At 42.3% G+C, this 20,152-nt stretch carries 18 protein-coding genes and 1 pseudogene; 13 read left to right on the forward strand and 6 right to left on the reverse strand.

The genetic code is table 11. The annotated features are described in order from the left end of the window. Positions 1 to 5 precede the first annotated feature (5 nt). Together INP51_RS04345 and trpS are read left to right on the forward strand one after the other, a co-directional pair. Entirely contained in the window at positions 6 to 2,111 is a 2,106-nt protein-coding gene (locus INP51_RS04345) for an alpha-glycosidase (RefSeq protein WP_193736507.1), read from the forward strand. Positions 2,112 to 2,128: 17 nt separating this feature from the next. Beyond that, on the forward strand, positions 2,129 to 3,199 hold the full coding sequence (gene trpS, locus INP51_RS04350) for a tryptophan--tRNA ligase (RefSeq protein ID WP_207736894.1): 1,071 nt from the start codon (positions 2,129 to 2,131) through the stop codon (positions 3,197 to 3,199). A 9-nt stretch (positions 3,200 to 3,208) separates the two neighbouring features. Here trpS and INP51_RS04355 read toward each other — a convergent pair whose 3' ends face one another. Next, on the reverse strand, positions 3,209 to 3,589 hold the full coding sequence (locus INP51_RS04355) for a DUF6483 family protein (protein WP_193736508.1): 381 nt from the start codon (positions 3,587 to 3,589) through the stop codon (positions 3,209 to 3,211). Positions 3,590 to 3,718: 129 nt separating this feature from the next. On the opposite strand from INP51_RS04355, the gene INP51_RS04360 reads away from it, so the two are divergent. The 6 genes from INP51_RS04360 (at position 3,719) to INP51_RS04385 (ending at position 10,360) form a co-directional block, all read left to right on the forward strand. Next, positions 3,719 to 4,336 carry a DUF4867 family protein gene (locus tag INP51_RS04360; protein ID WP_193737239.1) on the forward strand — a complete coding sequence of 206 codons (618 nt, stop codon included), beginning with the start codon at positions 3,719 to 3,721 and terminating at the stop codon, positions 4,334 to 4,336. A gap of 106 nt (positions 4,337 to 4,442) precedes the next feature. Then, on the forward strand, positions 4,443 to 5,927 hold the full coding sequence (locus tag INP51_RS04365; RefSeq protein ID WP_193736509.1) for an L-fucose/L-arabinose isomerase family protein: 1,485 nt from the start codon (positions 4,443 to 4,445) through the stop codon (positions 5,925 to 5,927). A 118-nt stretch (positions 5,928 to 6,045) separates the two neighbouring features. Further along, a complete protein-coding gene (gene xylB, locus INP51_RS04370) occupies positions 6,046 to 7,515 on the forward strand; it encodes a xylulokinase (RefSeq protein ID WP_193736510.1) in 1,470 nt (489 codons plus the stop codon). A gap of 79 nt (positions 7,516 to 7,594) precedes the next feature. Further along, positions 7,595 to 8,206 carry a stage II sporulation protein M gene (locus INP51_RS04375; RefSeq protein WP_193736511.1) on the forward strand — a complete coding sequence of 204 codons (612 nt, stop codon included), beginning with the start codon at positions 7,595 to 7,597 and terminating at the stop codon, positions 8,204 to 8,206. A 199-nt stretch (positions 8,207 to 8,405) separates the two neighbouring features. Continuing rightward, a complete protein-coding gene (gene xerD, locus INP51_RS04380) occupies positions 8,406 to 9,290 on the forward strand; it encodes a site-specific tyrosine recombinase XerD (RefSeq protein WP_193736512.1) in 885 nt (294 codons plus the stop codon). A 35-nt stretch (positions 9,291 to 9,325) separates the two neighbouring features. Continuing rightward, positions 9,326 to 10,360, forward strand: coding sequence for a 3-deoxy-7-phosphoheptulonate synthase (locus INP51_RS04385; RefSeq protein WP_193736513.1), 1,035 nt, complete (start codon positions 9,326 to 9,328; stop codon positions 10,358 to 10,360). A gap of 168 nt (positions 10,361 to 10,528) precedes the next feature. On the opposite strand, the pseudogene INP51_RS04390 reads toward INP51_RS04385, so the two are convergent. Both INP51_RS04390 and INP51_RS04395 read right to left on the reverse strand, forming a co-directional pair. Continuing rightward, positions 10,529 to 10,954, reverse strand: a pseudogene (locus INP51_RS04390) (glycosyl hydrolase family 18 protein); the annotation flags it as partial. Between the two features lie 4 nt (positions 10,955 to 10,958). Then, a complete protein-coding gene (locus INP51_RS04395) occupies positions 10,959 to 12,551 on the reverse strand; it encodes a recombinase family protein (protein WP_207736895.1) in 1,593 nt (530 codons plus the stop codon). A gap of 253 nt (positions 12,552 to 12,804) precedes the next feature. Here INP51_RS04395 and INP51_RS04400 point away from each other — a divergent pair, with 253 nt between their 5' ends. Next, positions 12,805 to 12,966, forward strand: coding sequence for a hypothetical protein (locus INP51_RS04400; protein WP_193736516.1), 162 nt, complete (start codon positions 12,805 to 12,807; stop codon positions 12,964 to 12,966). Positions 12,967 to 13,078: 112 nt separating this feature from the next. On the opposite strand, the gene INP51_RS04405 is transcribed toward INP51_RS04400, so the two are convergent. After that, the gene (locus tag INP51_RS04405) at positions 13,079 to 13,702 is read right to left on the reverse strand and encodes a response regulator (protein WP_193736517.1); all 624 of its coding nucleotides are present in this window, start codon (positions 13,700 to 13,702) and stop codon (positions 13,079 to 13,081) included. A 4-nt stretch (positions 13,703 to 13,706) separates the two neighbouring features. After that, positions 13,707 to 14,786, reverse strand: coding sequence for a sensor histidine kinase (locus INP51_RS04410; protein WP_193736518.1), 1,080 nt, complete (start codon positions 14,784 to 14,786; stop codon positions 13,707 to 13,709). A gap of 199 nt (positions 14,787 to 14,985) precedes the next feature. Between INP51_RS04410 and INP51_RS04415 the strand changes: the two genes are divergently transcribed. The 3 genes from INP51_RS04415 to INP51_RS04425 are packed head-to-tail and all read left to right on the forward strand — an operon-like array spanning position 14,986 to position 18,190. Beyond that, entirely contained in the window at positions 14,986 to 15,915 is a 930-nt protein-coding gene (locus tag INP51_RS04415; protein ID WP_193736519.1) for an ABC transporter ATP-binding protein, read from the forward strand. A 9-nt stretch (positions 15,916 to 15,924) separates the two neighbouring features. Further along, on the forward strand, positions 15,925 to 17,055 hold the full coding sequence (locus INP51_RS04420; RefSeq protein ID WP_193736520.1) for an ABC transporter permease: 1,131 nt from the start codon (positions 15,925 to 15,927) through the stop codon (positions 17,053 to 17,055). Then, the gene (locus tag INP51_RS04425; RefSeq protein ID WP_193736521.1) at positions 17,042 to 18,190 is read left to right on the forward strand and encodes an ABC transporter permease; all 1,149 of its coding nucleotides are present in this window, start codon (positions 17,042 to 17,044) and stop codon (positions 18,188 to 18,190) included. Before INP51_RS04420 ends, INP51_RS04425 begins: the two co-directional genes overlap by 14 nt. A gap of 102 nt (positions 18,191 to 18,292) precedes the next feature. Here the strand turns inward: INP51_RS04425 and INP51_RS04430 are convergent, their stop codons facing one another. Further along, on the reverse strand, positions 18,293 to 18,703 hold the full coding sequence (locus tag INP51_RS04430) for a helix-turn-helix domain-containing protein (protein ID WP_193736522.1): 411 nt from the start codon (positions 18,701 to 18,703) through the stop codon (positions 18,293 to 18,295). A 255-nt stretch (positions 18,704 to 18,958) separates the two neighbouring features. Between INP51_RS04430 and INP51_RS04435 the strand changes: the two genes are divergently transcribed. Then, on the forward strand, positions 18,959 to 20,104 hold the full coding sequence (locus INP51_RS04435) for a zinc metalloprotease (protein ID WP_193736523.1): 1,146 nt from the start codon (positions 18,959 to 18,961) through the stop codon (positions 20,102 to 20,104). Positions 20,105 to 20,152 lie beyond the last annotated feature (48 nt).

Genomic DNA, 20,152 nt, shown 5'->3' on the forward strand with positions numbered 1-20,152 from the left:
AAGGTATGGAGATTGATAAGAAACAGCAATATATCTCTCAGATGAGAGGGATGTTTAATAAGCACGGTTTGTACAGCGATGAAACCAGACAGTTTCGGATCCCATACGAACCTGAAGCAGGTGATGCAGTGACAATTCGCTTTCGGACGGTCAGAAACAATGTGGATTCGGTCTATCTGATCAGCGGAAAGTTAAGGGAACCGATGAAGGTTTCTGTGACGAAGAATGGGTTTGATTTCTATGAATATAAACTGACTGTCACAGATGAACCGCTCTATTACTACTTTGAGATTAACTGTGGGAAGATCCATTGTTATTATAATAAACTTGGCGTATCCAGAGAACTGCAGGAAGAATATTCTTTTGGCATCATTCCGGGCTATAAAACTCCGGATTGGGCCAGGGGAGCTGTGACCTACCAGATCTTTGTGGACCGTTTCTGCAACGGGGATCCGTCGAATGATGTCCAAAGTGATGAATATTTTTATATTGACCGGAGAGTCCGAAAAGTTGACGAATGGTCAAAGAGACCTGAAACGATGGATGTCGGAAACTTTTATGGCGGAGATCTGCAGGGGGTAATCGACAAGTTGGATTATCTGAAAGATCTGGGTGTTCAGGTTGTATACCTGAATCCGATCTTTGTTTCACCATCCAATCATAAGTATGATATACAGGATTATGACTTTGTGGATCCGCATTTTGGAAAAATCGTGGATGATGGGGGAGAATGTTTAAAGGGTGATGATACTGACAATACGCATGCGCTGCGTTATATCAACCGGGTGACGAACCAAAAAAATCTTGAGGCATCTAACCGGTTGTTTATTAGGCTGACAGAAGAAATCCATAAGCGAGGGATGAAAGTGATCCTGGATGGTGTGTTTAATCATTGCGGATCTTATAATAAGTGGATGGACCGGGAACAGATCTACGAGAACCAGGAAACCTATGAAAAAGGGGCATTCGTCTCGAAGGATAGTCCCTATCATAGCTTTTTTAAGTTTTATAATGAGCACGAATGGCCATACAATGAATATTATGACGGATGGTGGGGACACCCTACACTTCCAAAGCTGAACTACGAAGACTCATCAAAACTTATGGAGGATATTATGCGAATCGCTGCCAAATGGGTCTCTCCGCCTTATTTAGCTGATGGATGGAGACTTGATGTGGCCTCGGATCTGGGACATTCTTTAGAGTTTAACCATAAGTTTTGGAGAGAGTTTCGTAGGGTAGTTAAAGAGGCTAATCCGGATGCAATCGTCTTAGCTGAACACTATGGAGATGCCAGGTCCTGGCTTGCCGGTGACCAGTGGGATACAGTTATGAATTATGATGCGTTCATGGAGCCGGTGTCCTGGTTTTTAACCGGTATGGAAAAACACAGTGACGAATTCCGACAGGATCTGCTGGGCAATGCGGATGCATTTATCAGTGCCATGAACCATCACTGTGCACAATTTCACAGACAGTCATTAGAGTGTGCGATGAATGAACTGGATAACCACGACCACTCCAGATTTCTCACGAGAACGAGTCATCTGGTCGGGAGGCTCGCTGATAAAGGAAGTGATGCCGCACAGTTAAATGTCAACAAGGCTGTTCTGCGCGAGGCTGTCGTGATGCAGATGACCTGGCCTGGCGCACCCACAATCTACTATGGGGATGAAGCAGGCCTGGTCGGATTCACTGATCCTGACAACAGAAGGACGTATCCATGGGGCAGCGAAGACCATGAGCTAATTCGGTTTTATAAGAATATCACTTATATTCATAAGAAATATCCGGTGTTGACCGGGGGCAGTCTGAAGTTTATCTATAAAGATTACAATATCATCGCCTATGCGAGGTTTAATCTCTCAGAACAGATTGTGGTGGTTGTGAATAACCGGGCAGAGCAGGCGAATGTGACGATACCGGTGTGGGAGGCTGGAATCTACCGAACACGCGACACTTCCATGGATGAGATATTTGAGACTAACGCCATTGGTTTTTTTGCTAAGCTTTCACCCAGAAAGATTCAGGCAGGCAATCTGACGATGGAACTAAATCCTTTCTCGGCGGTCATTCTTTACCGGAAAGAAGAAAAAACGATTTATAATTAATGGAGGAACTAATTATCATGAGTGAAAAAATTATATTGACAGCAGACAGACCTACAGGAAGACTTCACATCGGACATTATGTAGGTTCATTAAAGCGGAGAGTACAACTGCAGAACTCCGGAGAATTCGACAAAGTTTTTATCATGATTGCAGATGCGCAGGCACTGACAGATAACGCCGACAATCCTGAAAAGGTGAGACAGAATATTCTTGAGGTGGCTCTCGATTATCTGGCAATAGGACTGGATCCGGAAAAATCTGTTATATTTATACAGTCACAGATTCCGGAACTTTGTGAACTGTCATTCTATTATATGAATCTTGTTACGGTATCGCGTCTTCAGAGAAATCCTACTGTAAAGGCAGAGATCAAGGCAAGAGATTTCGAGACGAGTATTCCTGTAGGATTTTTCACTTATCCGATCAGTCAGGCGGCCGATATCACAGCTTTTCGCGCGACTACAGTTCCAGTTGGAGAGGATCAGGAACCGATGCTTGAGCAGGCAAAAGAAATCGTGCACAAATTTAACACCATCTACGGTGAGACCCTTGTGGAACCGGAGATTTTGCTTCCGGATAATAAGGCATGTTTAAGGCTTCCCGGGATCGATGGAAATGCTAAGATGAGTAAATCTCTGGGTAATTGCATCTATCTTGCAGATGAGCCGGGGGATGTCAAAAAGAAGATTATGAGTATGTTCACAGACCCCAATCATATCCGCGTGGAAGACCCTGGAAGGATTGAGGGAAATACTGTGTTCACCTATCTGGATGCATTTGCTTTGGACGATCACTTTGCCCGTTATCTTCCGGAATATAAGAACTTAGATGAACTGAAAGAACATTATAAAAGAGGTGGCCTCGGGGATGTGAAAGTGAAAAAATTCCTGAATCATATACTTCAGGAGGAACTTGAACCAATCAGGAATCGCAGAAAAGAATATGAAAAAGACCCCGCCGCCATATACCAGATGCTGCATGACGGCAGTATCAAAGCAAAACGGGCAGCGGAGGAGACCTTATCAGAGGTAAAGAAATCAATGGGAATCAACTACTTTGATGATGGCGGAATTGCCTCAGATAAATAAGAATGCCTCTTACAGGAGAGCATCTACGAGACCGGAGATTCCGAACTCAGATGAGATATTTTTAATTCCGTCAAGAACCTCTTCTCTGGAGTAATTGTGCTCCTCGAGGAAATCATTTTGATATTCATTGATATGTTCATAGAAAGCAAAAGCCTTACGAAGCTGGGACATATCAGTGGTATCAAGGCTATCATATAATAGATTTTCCGCTTCGTTGATGTTTCCTCTGTCTGCAAGGGCAAGCAGATCAACTTCGCGCTCCCCCTCGGTGGTGTCTATGTGGATCGACTTGGTTTCTATATCGGTATCTGTCTTTTTAAATACAATTTTAGAAACCGCCTGCATCATTTGTTTAATCAGGCGCATCACGTAATCTTGTTGATAATCCATAACTACTCCTTTCTGTCATTGCGGGTATTGTGAATATTATATCCCAGTTGATGAAATCAGGCAAGAATTATTGATTTTTTTTCATTCATGGCGTATGATGGAATCAGAGAAAAGCGAAAGGAGCAAATCATGCAGATTAAGAAACTGACAGATCCGGCATTTCGTAAATACGGGAGGATTCTTCCGATTGATACGCCGGATCTATTAAAGCGTCTGGCCAAAACTGTGCTGACCGAAGATGTCGAATATGTGGCGAGTGTTGATACGCTCGAAGCAAGTGCGGAATTTTCAACTATTTGCAATAGTATCTACGGCGGGATGCCGATTCAGATTGGATACTGCAATGGAAACAATCATAAATTAAATGCGGTGGAATATCACAGAGACAGTGAGGTGGATATTCCGGTTCAGGGCTGTATCCTGATTCTTGGAAGCGAACAGGACATTGAAGAGGATTTCACCTATGACACTGCGAAGATGGAGGCGTTTGAAGTTCCGGCCGGTACTGCTGTTGAGATTTACGGCACGACACTTCACTATGCCCCGTGCAATCTGACGGAGGAAGGATTCCAAACTGCAATCATTCTTCCCAGAGGGACAAACACCGAGAAACCTGAGCTTGACACAGAGATGCCCGAAGACCGTCTGATGACAGCGAAGAATAAATGGCTGATTGCGCATGAAGAGAGCGGACTCAAAAAAGACGGAGCATTTGTCGGACTCAAAGGGGCAAATCTTGAAGTTTGATGACGGATTCCAAGGTGACAGGAAATACACAGGTAACCAGTAAAGGTATTCAATAGTTAACGAAAAAACAGCCCAAATTGGGCTGAATGTATGGAGGTACATAGTTATGATCAACATGCCTGAGGTAAAAATTGGTATTGTAGCAGTCAGCAGAGACTGCTTTCCGGAGAGCCTTTCTGTAAACAGAAGAAAAGCACTGGTAGATGCTTATAAGAATAAATATGATGCAGCGGACATCTATGAGTGCCCTGTATGCATCGTAGAGAGTGAGATTCATATGGTTCAGGCACTCGAAGACGTCAAAGCCAATGGCTGTAACGCATTGGTTGTCTATCTTGGGAACTTTGGACCGGAGATTTCCGAGACTTTGCTTGCAAAGCATTTTGACGGACCGTCGATGTTCGTAGCTGCAGCAGAAGAGAGCGGTGATGACCTGATTCAGGGACGAGGTGACGCATATTGCGGGATGCTGAATGCAAGTTATAATCTGAAACTTCGCAATATTAAAGCATATATTCCGGAGTATCCGGTGGGAACAGCTGATGAGTGTGCAGATATGATCCACGAATTCGTGCCCATTGCGCGTGCGATTGTCGGACTGAAAGATCTTAAGATTATCAGTTTTGGACCGCGGCCGCTCAATTTTATGGCATGTAATGCTCCGATCAAGCAACTTTTAAATCTCGGGGTTGAGATTGAAGAAAACTCAGAGCTTGACCTGTTCGAGGCGTTTAATAAGCATGCGGGAGATCCTCGTATTCCTGACGTTATAAAAGACATGGAAAAAGAGCTGGGGACTGGCAATAATAAACCGGAGATCCTTCCAAAACTTGCCCAGTATGAGATTACACTTCTGGACTGGATTGAAGAACATAAGGGGTATCGCAAATATGTGACGCTTGCCGGGAAATGTTGGCCGGCCTTCCAGACACAGTTTGGATTCGTCCCGTGTTATGTCAACAGCCGCCTGACCGGAAGAGGAATCCCGGTAGCGTGCGAGACAGATATTTACGGAGCACTTAGTGAGTTTGTTGGAACCTGTGTATCTGATGATGCGGTTACACTCCTCGATATCAACAACACGGTACCCGCGGATATCTATAAAGAAAGCATCAAGGGGAACTTTCCGTATACCCAGAAAGACACTTTTATGGGATTCCACTGCGGAAATACATGTTCAGGTAAGCTGACTTCATGTAACATGAAATATCAGCTGATTATGGCTAGAAGTCTGCCGGAAGAAGTGACACAGGGAACTCTTGAAGGAGATATCATTCCGGGGGATATTACATTCTATCGTCTGCAGAGTACCGCGGACAACATACTTCGGGCTTACGTTGCACAAGGTGAGGTGCTGCCAGTTGCCACAAAATCATTCGGAGGCATCGGCATCTTTGCAATTCCGGAGATGGGCAGGTTCTATCGTCATGTATTGATTGAGAAAAACTTCCCGCATCATGGAGCTGTGGCATTCGGACATTTTGGGAAAGCACTGTTCGAAGTCTTCAAATATATTGGTGTCGATGTAAATGAGATCGGATATAATCAGCCGGCCGGCATGAGATATCCGACTGAGAATCCTTTTGCTTAAATATCATGATGTTGGGGTCAAAAGTAATTTGACCCCTATGATACACGGATTGCAGGCGCGTAACAGCACGGAGCAATCTCTGGTACCCATACACTTTATCAAAATCAGGAGATTACATATGTATTATATAGGCGTTGATTTGGGAACATCTGCGGTAAAGCTCCTTCTGATGGAAGGCGGCGGTGCGATCAAAAATATCATTTCCAAAGAATATCCACTGTTCTTCCCGCATACTGGGTGGTCCGAGCAGAATCCGGACGACTGGTGGAAAGCGGTTATAGAAGGGCTGAGGGAACTGACCAGGGACTTTGATACGTCCCAAATTGGGGGAATCAGTTTCGGCGGACAGATGCATGGCCTGGTGACTCTGGATAGTGATGACAAGGTGATCCGTCCTGCAATCCTCTGGAACGACGGACGTAGTCAGAAACAGACTGACTATCTGAATCAGGTAATTGGGAAAGATAAACTTTCCCAATATACCGCGAATATCGCATTTGCCGGATTTACAGCCCCGAAGATTCTTTGGATGCGTGAAGAAGAGCCTGAGAATTTTAGAAAGATATCAAAGATCATGCTTCCGAAGGACTATATCGCCTATCGGCTGTCCGGAGTGCATTGTACGGATTATTCAGACGCATCCGGTATGCTGCTTTTGGATGTCGAAAACAAATGTTGGTCGAAGGAAATGATTGATATCTGTCATATCAGGGAAGAGATGCTTCCAAAGTTATATGAGAGCTATGACATTGTGGGCGAAATCAAGCCGGAGATTGCGAATGAATTAGGTTTTCCAAAGACAGTAAAAATCGTTGCCGGGGCAGGGGATAATGCCGCCGCTGCCGTGGGCACCGGGACAGTCGGTGAAGGAAAATGCAATATTTCCCTTGGAACAAGCGGAACGATTTTTATTCCGAGTAAGAAGTTTTGCGTAGATCGGTACAATGGTCTTCATTCGTTTGATCATGCTGACGGATACTTTCATCTGATGGGCTGCATGCTCAGTGCTGCATCCTGTAACAAATGGTGGATGGAGGAAATTGTCAAAACGAAGGATTATGGCAAAGAGCAGGAAAAGATTAAAAATCTGGGTGAAAATCATGTGTTTTTCCTTCCTTATCTGATGGGGGAGCGTTCTCCGCACAATAACCCGAATGCCCGGGGCACCTTTATCGGGATGACGATGGATACGACCAGAGAAGATATGACACAGGCTGTACTGGAGGGTGTTGCATATGCCATTCGGGACTCGTTTGAGATTGCAAAATCTCTTGGAATTGTAATTGGACGGACCAAGATCTGCGGCGGCGGGGCAAAAAGCGCGTTGTGGAAGAAGATCATCGCAAATGTACTTGGAATCAAAGTGGATGTTCCGGAATCAGAGGAAGGCCCAGGCTACGGCGGAGCGATACTGGCAGCAGTGGCATGCGGTGAATATGACAGTGTATCTGATGCCTGTGATCAGCTCATAAGAGTTGTGGATACCATAGAACCGGAAGAAGAACTGGTCCAAAAATATAATCAGAGATATACACAGTTCAAAAAAATCTATCCGACACTAAAAGAGCTATACGACGAGATCATCTGATTCTTGAGAATTCAAAAAAGTCCCCCCTGTTCATAAGTTATGGGCCAGACTCATACAATGAATAGAAGGGGGCATTTCTATGCAAAAAGGATATTTGAAACGATATTTTTATAAATTCACAAGGATGCCCTATGGAAGCATCTTCTTATTTATGTTTCTTGGAGGATTTCTTGGAGGAATAATATTTGGAAATGTGGCATGGAGTATTCGCCCGGGTGCGATTACCGGACTGAATATCTTAAATGCCGGAAGTTGGATGAAGATCAACGGAAGCGTGAAGAACTATCTCCATTATCTGACAAGGGAGAGACTTCGGGGGCCGGTTCTGCTTATGGTTCTTGGGTTCACGACATGTGGTATGGCGGCGGTTTATCTCGCACTGATCTGGCTTGGATTCCTCGGCGGTCTAATCTGCTCAGCAGCACTTCTTCAGCTGGGGGTCATGGGAATGCTTAATCTGCTGGGATCTCTTTTCCTTCCAATCATCTGTTATCTTCCCGGTATAGCGATTCTTTTTAACCAGGTATTCCTCATGTCTGAAAAAAGCAGCAAAAAAAGTATAGACGGGATGAAAGAATATGGTAAATATCTTCTCATCTGCGTTTTGATATTACTATTACTTGTCGTGGGTATACTGGTCGAATGCTATGTAAATCCGGTGATAGTCAATTTATTCAGGAAAATTTTTTAAAATCATGTTTTAACAAGATGTAGTAGACATAAGATATAAGATCTCGATATCTTGTTTAATTTATGAGTCATACAAGGATGAGAGCTAACAGTGCGAAAAATTGGCATTTGCATTTTGAAAAATATGTGTATATAATGGCATTAAATGTTTTGAAGGGTGAATTGCTTTTATCTTAATAATGATATTTGAGGTGAATGTAATGATAAATGCAATTCAGGAGTTTATACAATATTTACATAACGTGAAAAAGGTTTCTCATAATACAGAAGTTTCCTACGAACGAGATTTGAGAAAAATGTTTGCCTGGCTGGATCAGCAGGGGATTGATTCAGCAGAAATGGTGACGAATACGAATCTGAACTCATATATGCTTTATCTGGAGAGGCAAAATCTGGCCGCTTCAACGGTTTCAAGGAGTGTGGCCACGATGCGGGCCTTTTTTCAATATCAGTTGAAGGAGAATCATATAAAGACTGATCCAACGGAAGGCCTTAAGCCTCCGAAAGTGGAAAAAAAAGCTCCGGAAATTTTGACTGTAGAGGAAGTGGACTTGCTCCTTTCCCAGCCGGATACCAACACCCCTAAAGGAGTTCGCGATAAGGCGATGCTGGAACTGTTATATGCAACCGGAATAAGGGTCAGTGAGTTGATTCATCTGAAGATGTCGGATGTCAATATGCGTCTGTGCTATATAACCTGCCAGGAGCACGACAGAGACAGAATTGTACCGTTTGGAAATACTGCAAAGCATGCAGTGGAAAATTACGTAAAAGAGGCAAGGGGAGTGCTCCTGGGTGCTCACAGTGAGGAATATCTCTTCGTGAACTGTTCAGGAAAACCGATCAGCCGTCAGGGCTTTTGGAAGGTATTAAAGGGTTATGTAGATAAAGCTGGGATTGTAGCAGACATTACACCGCATACTCTGAGGCATTCATTTGCCATTCATTTATTGCAGAATGGAGCGGATTTAAAAAGTGTTCAGGAAATGCTGGGTCATTCGGACATTTCCACCACACATATGTATCTGAATATGGGGATTTACAAGATGCGTGATGTATATACAAAAGCACATCCACGCAAGTAGAGTATTACAAGTACATGATAAAAGGAGATACGCTCATGAGTTTTACATTTCTGGAAGAGCTTCCTTCACCGGAACAGATACGTGAGGAACACCCTCTGACAAGCAGATCAGTCAAGATTAAGGAAGAAAGAGACAGAGAAATTGCCAGCGTAATTACCGGTGAGTCGGACAAGTTTCTAGTGATTATCGGACCATGTTCAGCAGATAATGAGGATTCAGTCTGTGATTATATCAGCCGTCTTGTTCCGGTACAGGAAAAAGTGAAGGATAAGCTGATTATCATACCACGTATATATACGAATAAACCGCGAACTACAGGTCAGGGATACAAGGGGATTGTACACCAGCCGGATCCGGAAAAGGCACCAAACCTGCTTCAGGGACTTGTCGCTATGAGGAAGATTCTGATTCGGGCAATCGAGGAGAGCGGCCTTACGCCGGCGGACGAGATGCTCTACCCGTCAAACTGGAGTTATGTGTCCGATTTGCTCTCTTATGTGGCAGTAGGGGCACGTTCAGTGGAGAATCAGGAACACCGTCTCACAGTATCCGGGTTTGATGTACCGGCCGGTATGAAGAATCCGACCAGCGGTGATCTCTCTGTGATGCTGAATTCAGTGATTGCAGCACAAGGACACCATACATTCATATATCGTAACTGGGAAGTAAAAACAGATGGCAATCAGCTGGCACACACAATCCTCCGGGGTGCGGTGAATAAACATGGTAATGCAATTCCGAATTACCACTATGAGGATCTTCAGCTTCTTCTGCAGAAATATCAGCAGACTAATCTGAAAAATCCGGCTGTGATTGTAGATACGAACCATTCGAATTCTGACAAACATTATGAGGAACAGATCCGGATCGCCAAAGAAGTTCTGCACAGCAGAGGACATTCCGCTGACATCAAAAAGCTTGTGAAAGGTCTCATGATTGAGAGCTATATAGAACCTGGGAATCAGAAGATAGGAAACGGGAATCATATCTATGGCAAGTCCATCACAGATCCCTGCCTTTCCTGGGAAGATTCCGAGCGGCTGATATACGAAATTGCCGAAAATTGCTGAAATTTATAATACTTTAATAAAGTGGACATAATTTGATCACATATTGTCGATATAATGTTTCTTGGATAGTTGATTAACCACTCACTATCTCCCCCCTCATTTTTAAGAGCGGACCAATGCAGAGATGTTTTGGTACCGCTCTTTTGCTATATCAGAATTCGTATATGCTTAAGTCTGGTTCACCAAATGATTGAGAAGCAGCCAGTTAGCACGGAACGGTCTCATGAGATTCCAGTATCCAATTCCAAAAAACAGATATTCGCCTGCAGTTTCATACTTTACTTTCATGCTTCTTACATCCTCGAACCATACCTCATGCTGCACTTGATCTATAACATACGTAAAGTGAGGCGATTGTGCCGTTTCATCAAAGAGAATATCGGCTCTGTTTCGAATTGCAAGTTCAATCGCTTCGACATTACCGAGCACCCTTGCTCTGGATACGCCCCTTTCAAAGGGGAGTGTCCAGTCATATCCATAGTTTGGAATTCCCATATAGATCTTATATCTGGGGATTTCTTTCACTGCATAGTCAAGCACCTGTCTGACTTTGTCGATCGGAGCGACAGCCATAGGTGGTCCGTACGTATATCCTCACCTAAGACATAAGTGATTCTGCCTTAGGTATTTTGGGATAGATGTCAAGAGTAAAGGCAGGGTTATTACGCTGCCCCTTTTTATTTGGAGTATTCTTATGGTATACGACTTTTATTAGTATGCTTCTTAGCATATCATTCTTAATCTTTATGTCTTTGACAGACCAATAGGTACTTACGATATTTTTTACAGATGGTAAAAAGATTTCTTTCGATTCTTGCGCAGTCTGTGTAGATTTGTAGTCATCATTTAAAAATTGAATATCTTTTTCCATCAGACAAATCTGTTCTTTTAGTACACGGCTTCTCTCATTGAAGACATCAATGGTATAGATACCCTTTTCCAGCAATGTATAGACATTGTTCTTTTGATCTCTCAGGTCTTTGAGTTTTTGGCTCGCCGTGGTCAAAGCTTTCTTCTTTAATTGAATTTCCTCATCAACAGGAAAAATATCCTGCTCACAGAGATCCCAATTTAGCGTATAGGCCTTTATCCATTCATTCAGAAATAGAATCAGTTTTTCTTCTACAAGATATAAGGGGCTGGAAATATTATCGCAGTATTTGTTCGGGCAGATGAGCGCATCGTACGGGGTATGTGAATTGGATCCAAGACGCGTCATAAGATGCCCGCACTTTCCGCAATAAACGAAACCAGATAATGGATTCTTCAAGGATGCATTTATCTGCAGGGGTGTTTTTCTGTTCTTAGATCTTTGTTTTTGTACAGCTTCAAAAAGTGGTTCCGTAATTAGTGGCTCATGAAGTCCGTCCACGTAAATAGGATTATCGTTCTTTATCTCCACTTTTTTTATAGTTCCGTTTTTTATCACACGGACTGTTTTTTTATTTGACCATCGTATCTTACCCATATATACTGGATTGCGTAAAATATCGGCGATCGTTTCCCTAGACCAGTAATCCCCCTTAGGGGGCGCTATATGCATGGAGTCTAGCTTTCTGGCGATGGAAGAAGACCCTGAATGCCTGTAGGTACCATTGCCTTGTAAAACCCCATTTTTGGACCATTGAAAGATCATACGCACAACATCCGCAGTATTCGGATCCGGTTCTAAGGTATAACCCTTGTCATTCTTAATTTTAACTTTGCGGTATCCGTAAGGGGCGACACTTCCCAGAAATTTTCCCTCTTTGGCAGATGCAATCCGTCCATTTTGAATGCGGCGATTAATTGTTTTATATTCACGGCGGGACATAAACAGTCCAAATTCAAAATATTCCTCGTCAAACTCATTATTTGGATCGTAAGTTTTTGTCGGGGTTATGATTTTTGTGTTTGAATACTTGAATGTTTCCGCTATGATACCTTGATCCTTTGTATCACCACGAGCCAGACGTTCCACCTCTATGACAATTACACCTGTACAATAACCCTTCTCGATTTCTGCGAGCATGTTTTGTATTTCTGGACGTTCCGATATAGTTTCTCCGGAGACAACTTCTTTATATATCTGTGTTACATGTAAGTTGTTCTTTTGGGCAAAGGCCAGTAAAATCTTTTTATGGCGGGATAGGGTTTCACCTTCACCATGCAATTCTGCTTCTCGATCTGCACGGCTTTTGCGTAAATACATAAAATATTCATTTTCGCTTTTCATGTATTTCCTTTCTTGGATCGAAACAAATGAAAAAACATTTCATTAATTTATATATTCTTTGACATGGAATTTGATGATTTTTGGAAAACAAATTGTTTGACATCAAGAATAATTTTGTTTGAGATAGACAAAGTGTAGTTTAGCATTTTCAGAATTACCGCCTCGTCTTATAAATTCGTACAATCTGTACGGACATAGAATAAAGTAATAGCTGAAAGGTGGTTTTGTAATGCTGACAGAAACCGTAAAGAATGGAGCCGCTGTTGCAAAGTTCTATGATGACTATTGCAGGGACACCACGAAAGAAGAGATTTATGCAATCTTAAAGTACATGGCTCAAATTACATATCCGGAGATGCTGCGCTGTTATATGGGCGAAAAAATTGATTGACAAATGCTATGAGGAACGATTATCTGTTGTGGCCGGACTGTCTGTTACGAGACAGTTCGGTTTCTGACGTTTTATGTATGTTTCTTATATCCCATAGCTAAAGCAAGGGGGGTTACGACACATGCTGATAATAAAATACCGCTAATTGCGTGCGGTCTCTCAACTGAAGCTTATCGAGTATGGAACTTAAGTAATTCCGCACAGTACCCTGGCTCAGATAAAGTGTATCCGCAATTTCTTTGTTGCTATACCCCTCTGCAATTAAAGTAATAATATCCAACTCTCGTCCATGAATGTCATATCTGGTATAATCAAAACTTGCATGATTATGAAGAAGGTTTGGTATCTTCTCTGTAATCTCACTTCCAAAGACGGTCTGACCGTTGCAGACAGCTTCAAGGGCAGGGAGCAGACTCGGATAATCTTGCTTTAACAGATAACCTTTCGCTCCGAGTTTTAGTGCTTTTACTATGTATTCATCGTCGGAAAATGTAGTGAGCAGCAGGATTTTTGCTCCAGGAAATTCGGAAAGAATTTTAGCTGATGCCTCCAGCCCATCCATCCCCTTCATGCGGATGTCCATAAGCAGGATGTCCGGACGATGTTTTCTAAAAAGCGTGATCGCTTCCTGCCCGGTGGTTCCGATTGCCAGTATGTGAAAATCTTCATTTGTTTCCAATATAATTTTTAAAGCCTGTGTAACCAGACAATCATCATCGATTAGTATAAGCCTCATATGGTTATCGTCTCCTGTCTTTATACGTTTTCGGAATTGTTATAAAAAGTTTAAATCCATGTTCCCGGAGGATTTGCATATGTCCCTGTAGTGCTTCAACTCGATCTCTCATATTTAAAATGCCGATACCCGTCGATGCAGCCGTACTTTCTTTTGTTCCATTGTCATGGATGGAGATCTGGTAGAGGCCCGGGTGTTCTCTCATAGTGATGTGTACCCGGGTGGCGTTGCTGTGCCGGGCGACATTCGTCAAAGCCTCTTTTGTAATGCTGATAAAACTATATTTGATTTCTTTTGGAACATCAAGTCCCATATCATATTCAAGTTCTACCGGGGCAAATGTAAACTCACTGATCAGACTTTTTATTACCTCACTTAAGTCTATGGATTCATCATGCAAATCATGTACGCTGCTTCGGATACTGTCCATAGCGGTATTCAACGACTGCTCGAAAGTATCCAGAAGAGGAGAAAGCCCTTCTTGTTTGTTTACAGTCTTTACTGCGCCGAGTGTGAGGATGGATCTGGTCAGCATATGCCCCACATTATCATGGATTTCCCTTGCTATGCGGTTACGCTCCCGCAGGGTGGCAGTATAAACCTCGTAATCCTGCTTCTCCAGAAGCGTTTTATTTCTATGATCGAGCAATAGATTAAGCTCTGTGGAATCGTCGCGGGTTTGTCTGAATTTTGCCTTTAATGCCTGATATTCGGTGGTCTTCTTCTGAAGTACAAAGGAAAGAAGCAGTCCGAATAAAATGAGAAAGAAAACTTCGTTCGACTTTCCGTACAAATGCCAGCAAAGCCCAAGGAGACTAACTACGATTGGAACATAAAGTTCATACTGCAGCATGTGGTACAGAAAAACAGGAATAAAGATGTAAAGAGAAGGAAAAAACAGTGCCAGAAAAGTATAAAGAGCAGCGGCAGCGAAACTGTATTGCTTTTTGCCGATACAATATATGGAAGAAGTAAAAATAACGGTGAGCAAAAAAGCTGCAATAAAAGAAGTATCCACCGGAATGAACAATACCAAGAGAAAACAGTAGATGATTAAAACAGCATAATCTATGGCGCGATGCATAAAGAATCCCCCTGCTTTTATAAACATAAAACGCATATCCTTTGAACCCTGGTATCATTATAAGGGGTGTCCGGGAATTAGTAAAGTAATATACAGATGACATTTGTCACAATATATTCTGACACCGCTCACTTAACTTCTGATGCAGGTTCGATTATAATTAAGAAAAATCTGAAACATGATATTCAAGGAGAAAAATATGATAAAAATAGAAAATCTGGTAAAAAGATATGGAGATTTACTGGCTTTGGATCATCTGAACCTGGAAATTGACGAAGGAGAGATTTTCGGGCTTCTGGGGCCGAATGGTTCCGGAAAATCCACGGCCATCGGCTGTCTTCTTTCTCTGCTGAAATACGATAAAGGAAATATCGAAATCTTTGGCAGGAAGATGACGCCGGATAACTATGAGGTAAAACGGCAGATCGGAGTAATTCTTCAGAATGTGGCAGTATTTGACGAACTGACGGTATATGAAAACATAGATTATTTCTGCGGCTTATATGTTAAGGAGCGTGATAAGAAAAAGCAATATGTGCAGGAAGCGATTGCATTCGTGGGTTTGGAAAATTATGAGAAGATGCGTCCCAAAAAACTATCGGGAGGGCTTTTGCGTAGATTAAATATTGCGTGTGGAATCGCACATAAACCCAGGCTGATTATCATGGATGAGCCAACAGTTGCTGTAGATCCCCAAAGCCGCAATAAAATTCTCGAGGGTATTCAGGAATTGAATAAACAGGGTTCTACGATTATCTATACTACACATTATATGGAGGAGGCAGAACAAATCTGCAGCAGAATCGCGATTATGGACCATGGAAGAAGTATTGCCATAGGAACGAAAGAGGAGCTGAAGAAGATGATTAAGACCGGAGAAGCCATCACCATAGAGAATATTCAACTGGAGCAATCTCAGGTGTCGGATATAAGAGCAATCCGACATGTATTTCAGGTTGAATATAAAGAGGATGTTTTGACTGTCCGCTGCAGTGAGGCAAGACACAACCTGGTACGGATTCTGAATTATATGCAGGAGCAAGAAATCCCCTTTGGGCAGGTTTCTTCTCAGTTACCGACACTGAATGATGTTTTTCTGGAAATCACGGGAAAGCAGTTAAGAGATTAGGGGGGAGATATGCTGCATTTATTAAAATATAGATTTAAATCCAGCTTAAGAAATGGATCCAGTATGTTCTGGGCTCTTTTATTCCCGATTATTCTGGGAACTCTGTTTTACTTTACAATCGGAAAGATGGATGAAGCGGATTTCTCTACGATCCCGGTGGCAGTGGTTGTGGGAGAAGTGAGTCAGGAAGCAGACAACTTTCAACACTTTCTGCAGGAAATAGAAGAAAGTGATTCTGATATCATACAGGTTCAATACATGACAGAGGATGTGGCGGCGAAAGCACTGGAAGAAAAAGAGGTAAAGGGGATCTTTTATACAGAGGATCAGATAAGTCTGACCGTTGCCGCAAAAGGGATAGAAGAGAGCATCCTGGAATCGCTTCTAAACAGTTATGTAGATTCTGCCAAAATGATGACGCAGATAGGGCAGATACATCCGGAGGGTATGAATGCTGCAATTTCCAGCATGAGCAATTATCAGAATCTGGTGCAAAGCGTATCCCTGAAAGGAAAGACCATTGATGGAAATGTTCAGTATTTTTATGCGCTTATTGCGATGGCATGTATGTACGGCTGTTTTCTTGGGTTTGATGCGGCTCTCGGTCTGCAGGCCAACTTAACCCCACTGGCGGCAAGGCGGTGCATTACGCCTACACACAAATTAAAAATCATTGCTTCCGATATGTTTGGAATATTTATCATTCATTTTGTGAATGTGAGTATCCTGGTTCTTTACCTGAGATTTATTCTGGGAATCGGATTTGACGGAGAGATGGGTAAGATGCTGCTTGTATCCGGTATAGGCAGTATGATTGGTGTGTCTTTGGGAATCCTGGTCGGAAGTGCAGGAAGAATTACGGAAAATCTCAAAGTCGGTATTATGCTGGGAGTTTCCATGACATGCGGCTTCTTGTCAGGTCTGATGGTTGGAGGGATGAAGGATATTGTGGAAAAACATGCCCCCCTTTTGAATCGGGTGAATCCGGCGGCATTGATTACAGACGCATTCTATTGTATCAATGTATATGATAATCCTAGGCGGTTTTACAGAGATCTTGGTACACTGGCAGTCCTTGGCATATTGATGCTTGCAGGAGCCTACCTGATTGTCAGAAAGGAGTGCTATGAGAGTGTTTAAAGGCTATATGAAGATAACCAGCCGAAATATCGGAACGATGCTGATGTACTTTATCATCTTTTTTACCATGGCTGTTTTTATGCAAAAGACATATACCAGTGAAGAACTGGATAATTTTGCAGCGGTAAAGAACAAGGTAGCGATTGTAGATGAAGATAAAGGGAATCTGGCACGTCTGTTAAAGGAATATCTAAAAGACGTGCATCATATAAAAGAATATTCACATGATGAAGAACTGCTTCAAGAGGAGATGTATTATGGAAACATTGAATATATTGTGTGGATTCCAAAAGATTTTGAGCAGAAGCTCATATCCGGTGAAGCGGCTGTAAAGGAAACGGCAAGGCCAGGGACTTATTCCGGTGCATATGTAGAACAACAGATAAGTGGTTTCCTGAATCATTTAAGAACGTATAAAGCTGCGGGATTCTCTGACGAAGAGATAGAAAAAGCAATTCAGGAGCGGGAAAAGAGCATAGTTAAGCTTGCAGATCCGAATGGAAATGGTGGAGCAGCATCCATGCATTCCTATCTGTTCCAATTCCTGCCCTATATCATGATTGCCGCCTTAAGCTACGTATTGAGCTTTATTCTTGCTGCATTTAATAATAAGGATGTGAAAAACAGAATGCGTGCATCAGCTATATCGGGGAGAAGAGAGGCACTGGAATCCTTTCTGGCATTTGCTGTCATTGGTCTGGGCTTCTGGTGCATGTGTATGCTGTTTACTGCAATCTTGTATGGAAAAGAATTTACAGGAGATGTCTTGCTTCCTTACTATCTGATGAACAGTCTGGCCTTGCTGGTGGTAGCACTTTCCATATCATTTTTAGTGGGGAATACAGTGAAAGATAAAGTAGCGATTAATGGAGTCGTCAATGTGCTTTCTCTGGGAATGTCATTTCTATGTGGTGCATTCATACCACTTAGCATGTTAAGTGTTGAGGTAAAGAAAGTGGCAGTTTTTCTGCCCGTGTATTGGTATGAGAAGATTAATGATTTACTGTCTGTTTCAGGACGGCTGTCAGATAGCATGAAAATTACGATTTGGAAAGGCCTTGGGATTCAGCTCTTATTTGCGGCCGCCTGCCTGGGTGTGGGTCTTGCGGTTACAAAACTGAAAAGACAGGAGTAGAAGTGATTTTATGGAATGCCTTTATATCTGTAGATACAGAGGCATTCCATCATTATACAGTGCCATAGGAATCACCGCAAATCATGGATTGTTGTTGGACCCTCATGATTCGCCTTCCTCCCTTTTCACTTCTTTATTTTTCGATTGCTTTGCCCTGGAGTTATCCTCGACGGATTTTAATAACTCTTCAGCAGAAACTCCATAAAGATTGGCAAGGGCGATCAGGTTCGAGGTGCTTGGATCGGAAGTTCCATTTTCCCATTTTGAAACGGCCTGTCGGCTGACGCCCAGAGTCTCAGAAACAAATTCCTGTGTCATTTTACAGCGCACACGATTTTCACGAAGCGCCTCGGCCAGAGATTTTCTGACAATCTGTTTTTCCTCTCTGACTTCTTTTGAATTGATATATTTTCTCAGTGCTTTGATAACCAGCACAAGAAGATAGATAGCTGCAGCAGCAATTGCAAGATAGATTATTAAAACTGCAATTGCTGCCAATTGATAACCCAACATTTTCTGTTCTCCTTTCTTTTTTCTGTCTCTATTCTACTAAAAAACGAAGGTTGCCACAACCAACTATTGCGCAACTTTCGGTTGATCTATGCTTTTTTCGTATTTTGGCATTCGAACAGTTGTTTGCCAATTATACCACAGGAGATTTAGCTTTACCATTATTTTTTCTTCAGCCCCTTTTTCCCCCAAATATGGATATTGCCTTTAGCGGTCTTGTATGGTATAAATAATGTATAAAAAAAGGTGCATGAGCTTATGAAAAAGGATAAAATCAAATCAAAAAAATTTGCGAAAATACGAACGCTATTGATTCCAATGGGATTTGCAGTCATATGTGGGATCATTATAGCACTATTTTTGGAATCCCTCATAGGGGAGTTATCTCCCGAGAAATATATAGGGACATTTTTCGTGCTTCTCGCCCTGCTATATTTTTCTTATTTTCTTCAGATCATTATTCATGAGGCAGGCCATCTGTTTTTTGGTCTAATGACCGGATACCGTTTTTCCTCTTTTCGGATTGGAAATTTTATGTGGATAAAAGATGATAATGGAAAATTAATACTTCGGCGTTATTCGCTCCAGGGAACAGGCGGACAGTGCCTCATGGTCCCTCCGGATATGGCGGACGGTAAAATACCATTTGTACTCTATAATCTTGGTGGTTCTATGTTTAATGTGATTTCTGCCCCGGTTTTTTGGGGATTATATTATGTTTTGAAAAATGTATATTTTGTTTCCATGTTCTTTTTATTCATGAGTATATTTGGAATTGTCAGTGCTTTAATAAATGCGATTCCTTTGCGAATTGGTGCTGTTGATAATGATGGGCGCAACGCATATATGCTTAGGAACAATCCCGTTGCGCTACATGACTTTTGGGTACAGTTAAAAGTGAACGAGGCTACATCAAAAAATATACGGATTAAGGATATGCCTGGGGAATGGTTTACGGTACCGGACAAAGAATCTATAAGCAACAGTCTAACAGCAACCACAGCGGTCTTTTCAGTAAACCGTTTTATGGATATGCATCAATTTTCTGAAGCATCTGCTTTGATAGACGATTTGCTTGGTACAGATAAAGCTATGATCCCACTGCTTCGAAATCTATTAATCTGTGACCGTATTTTTTGCGAACTCATCGAGGAAAAAGACAACGATTTCATTGAGGAGCTTAGGACCGAAGAATATATAAACTTTATAAAACAGATGCGAAACAACCCATCTGTAATCCGCACAGAATATGCGTATGCTCTTCTTTTTGAGAAGAATGCCGATCAGGCACAAAAGATAGAGGCTCAATTCGAGAAACGTATGCGTACATATCCGTACCTATGCGAGGTCGAAAGTGAAAGAGAGTTGATGGATATTGCAGCAGGAAAAGCAATGGCGGTTTAAACCATTGCTTCTTTAAAGGAGTCTCAGATCTACACTGTATGGGCGATG

The organism is Blautia liquoris (genome assembly GCF_015159595.1).
Classification (GTDB): Bacteria; Bacillota; Clostridia; order Lachnospirales; family Lachnospiraceae; genus Novisyntrophococcus; species Novisyntrophococcus liquoris.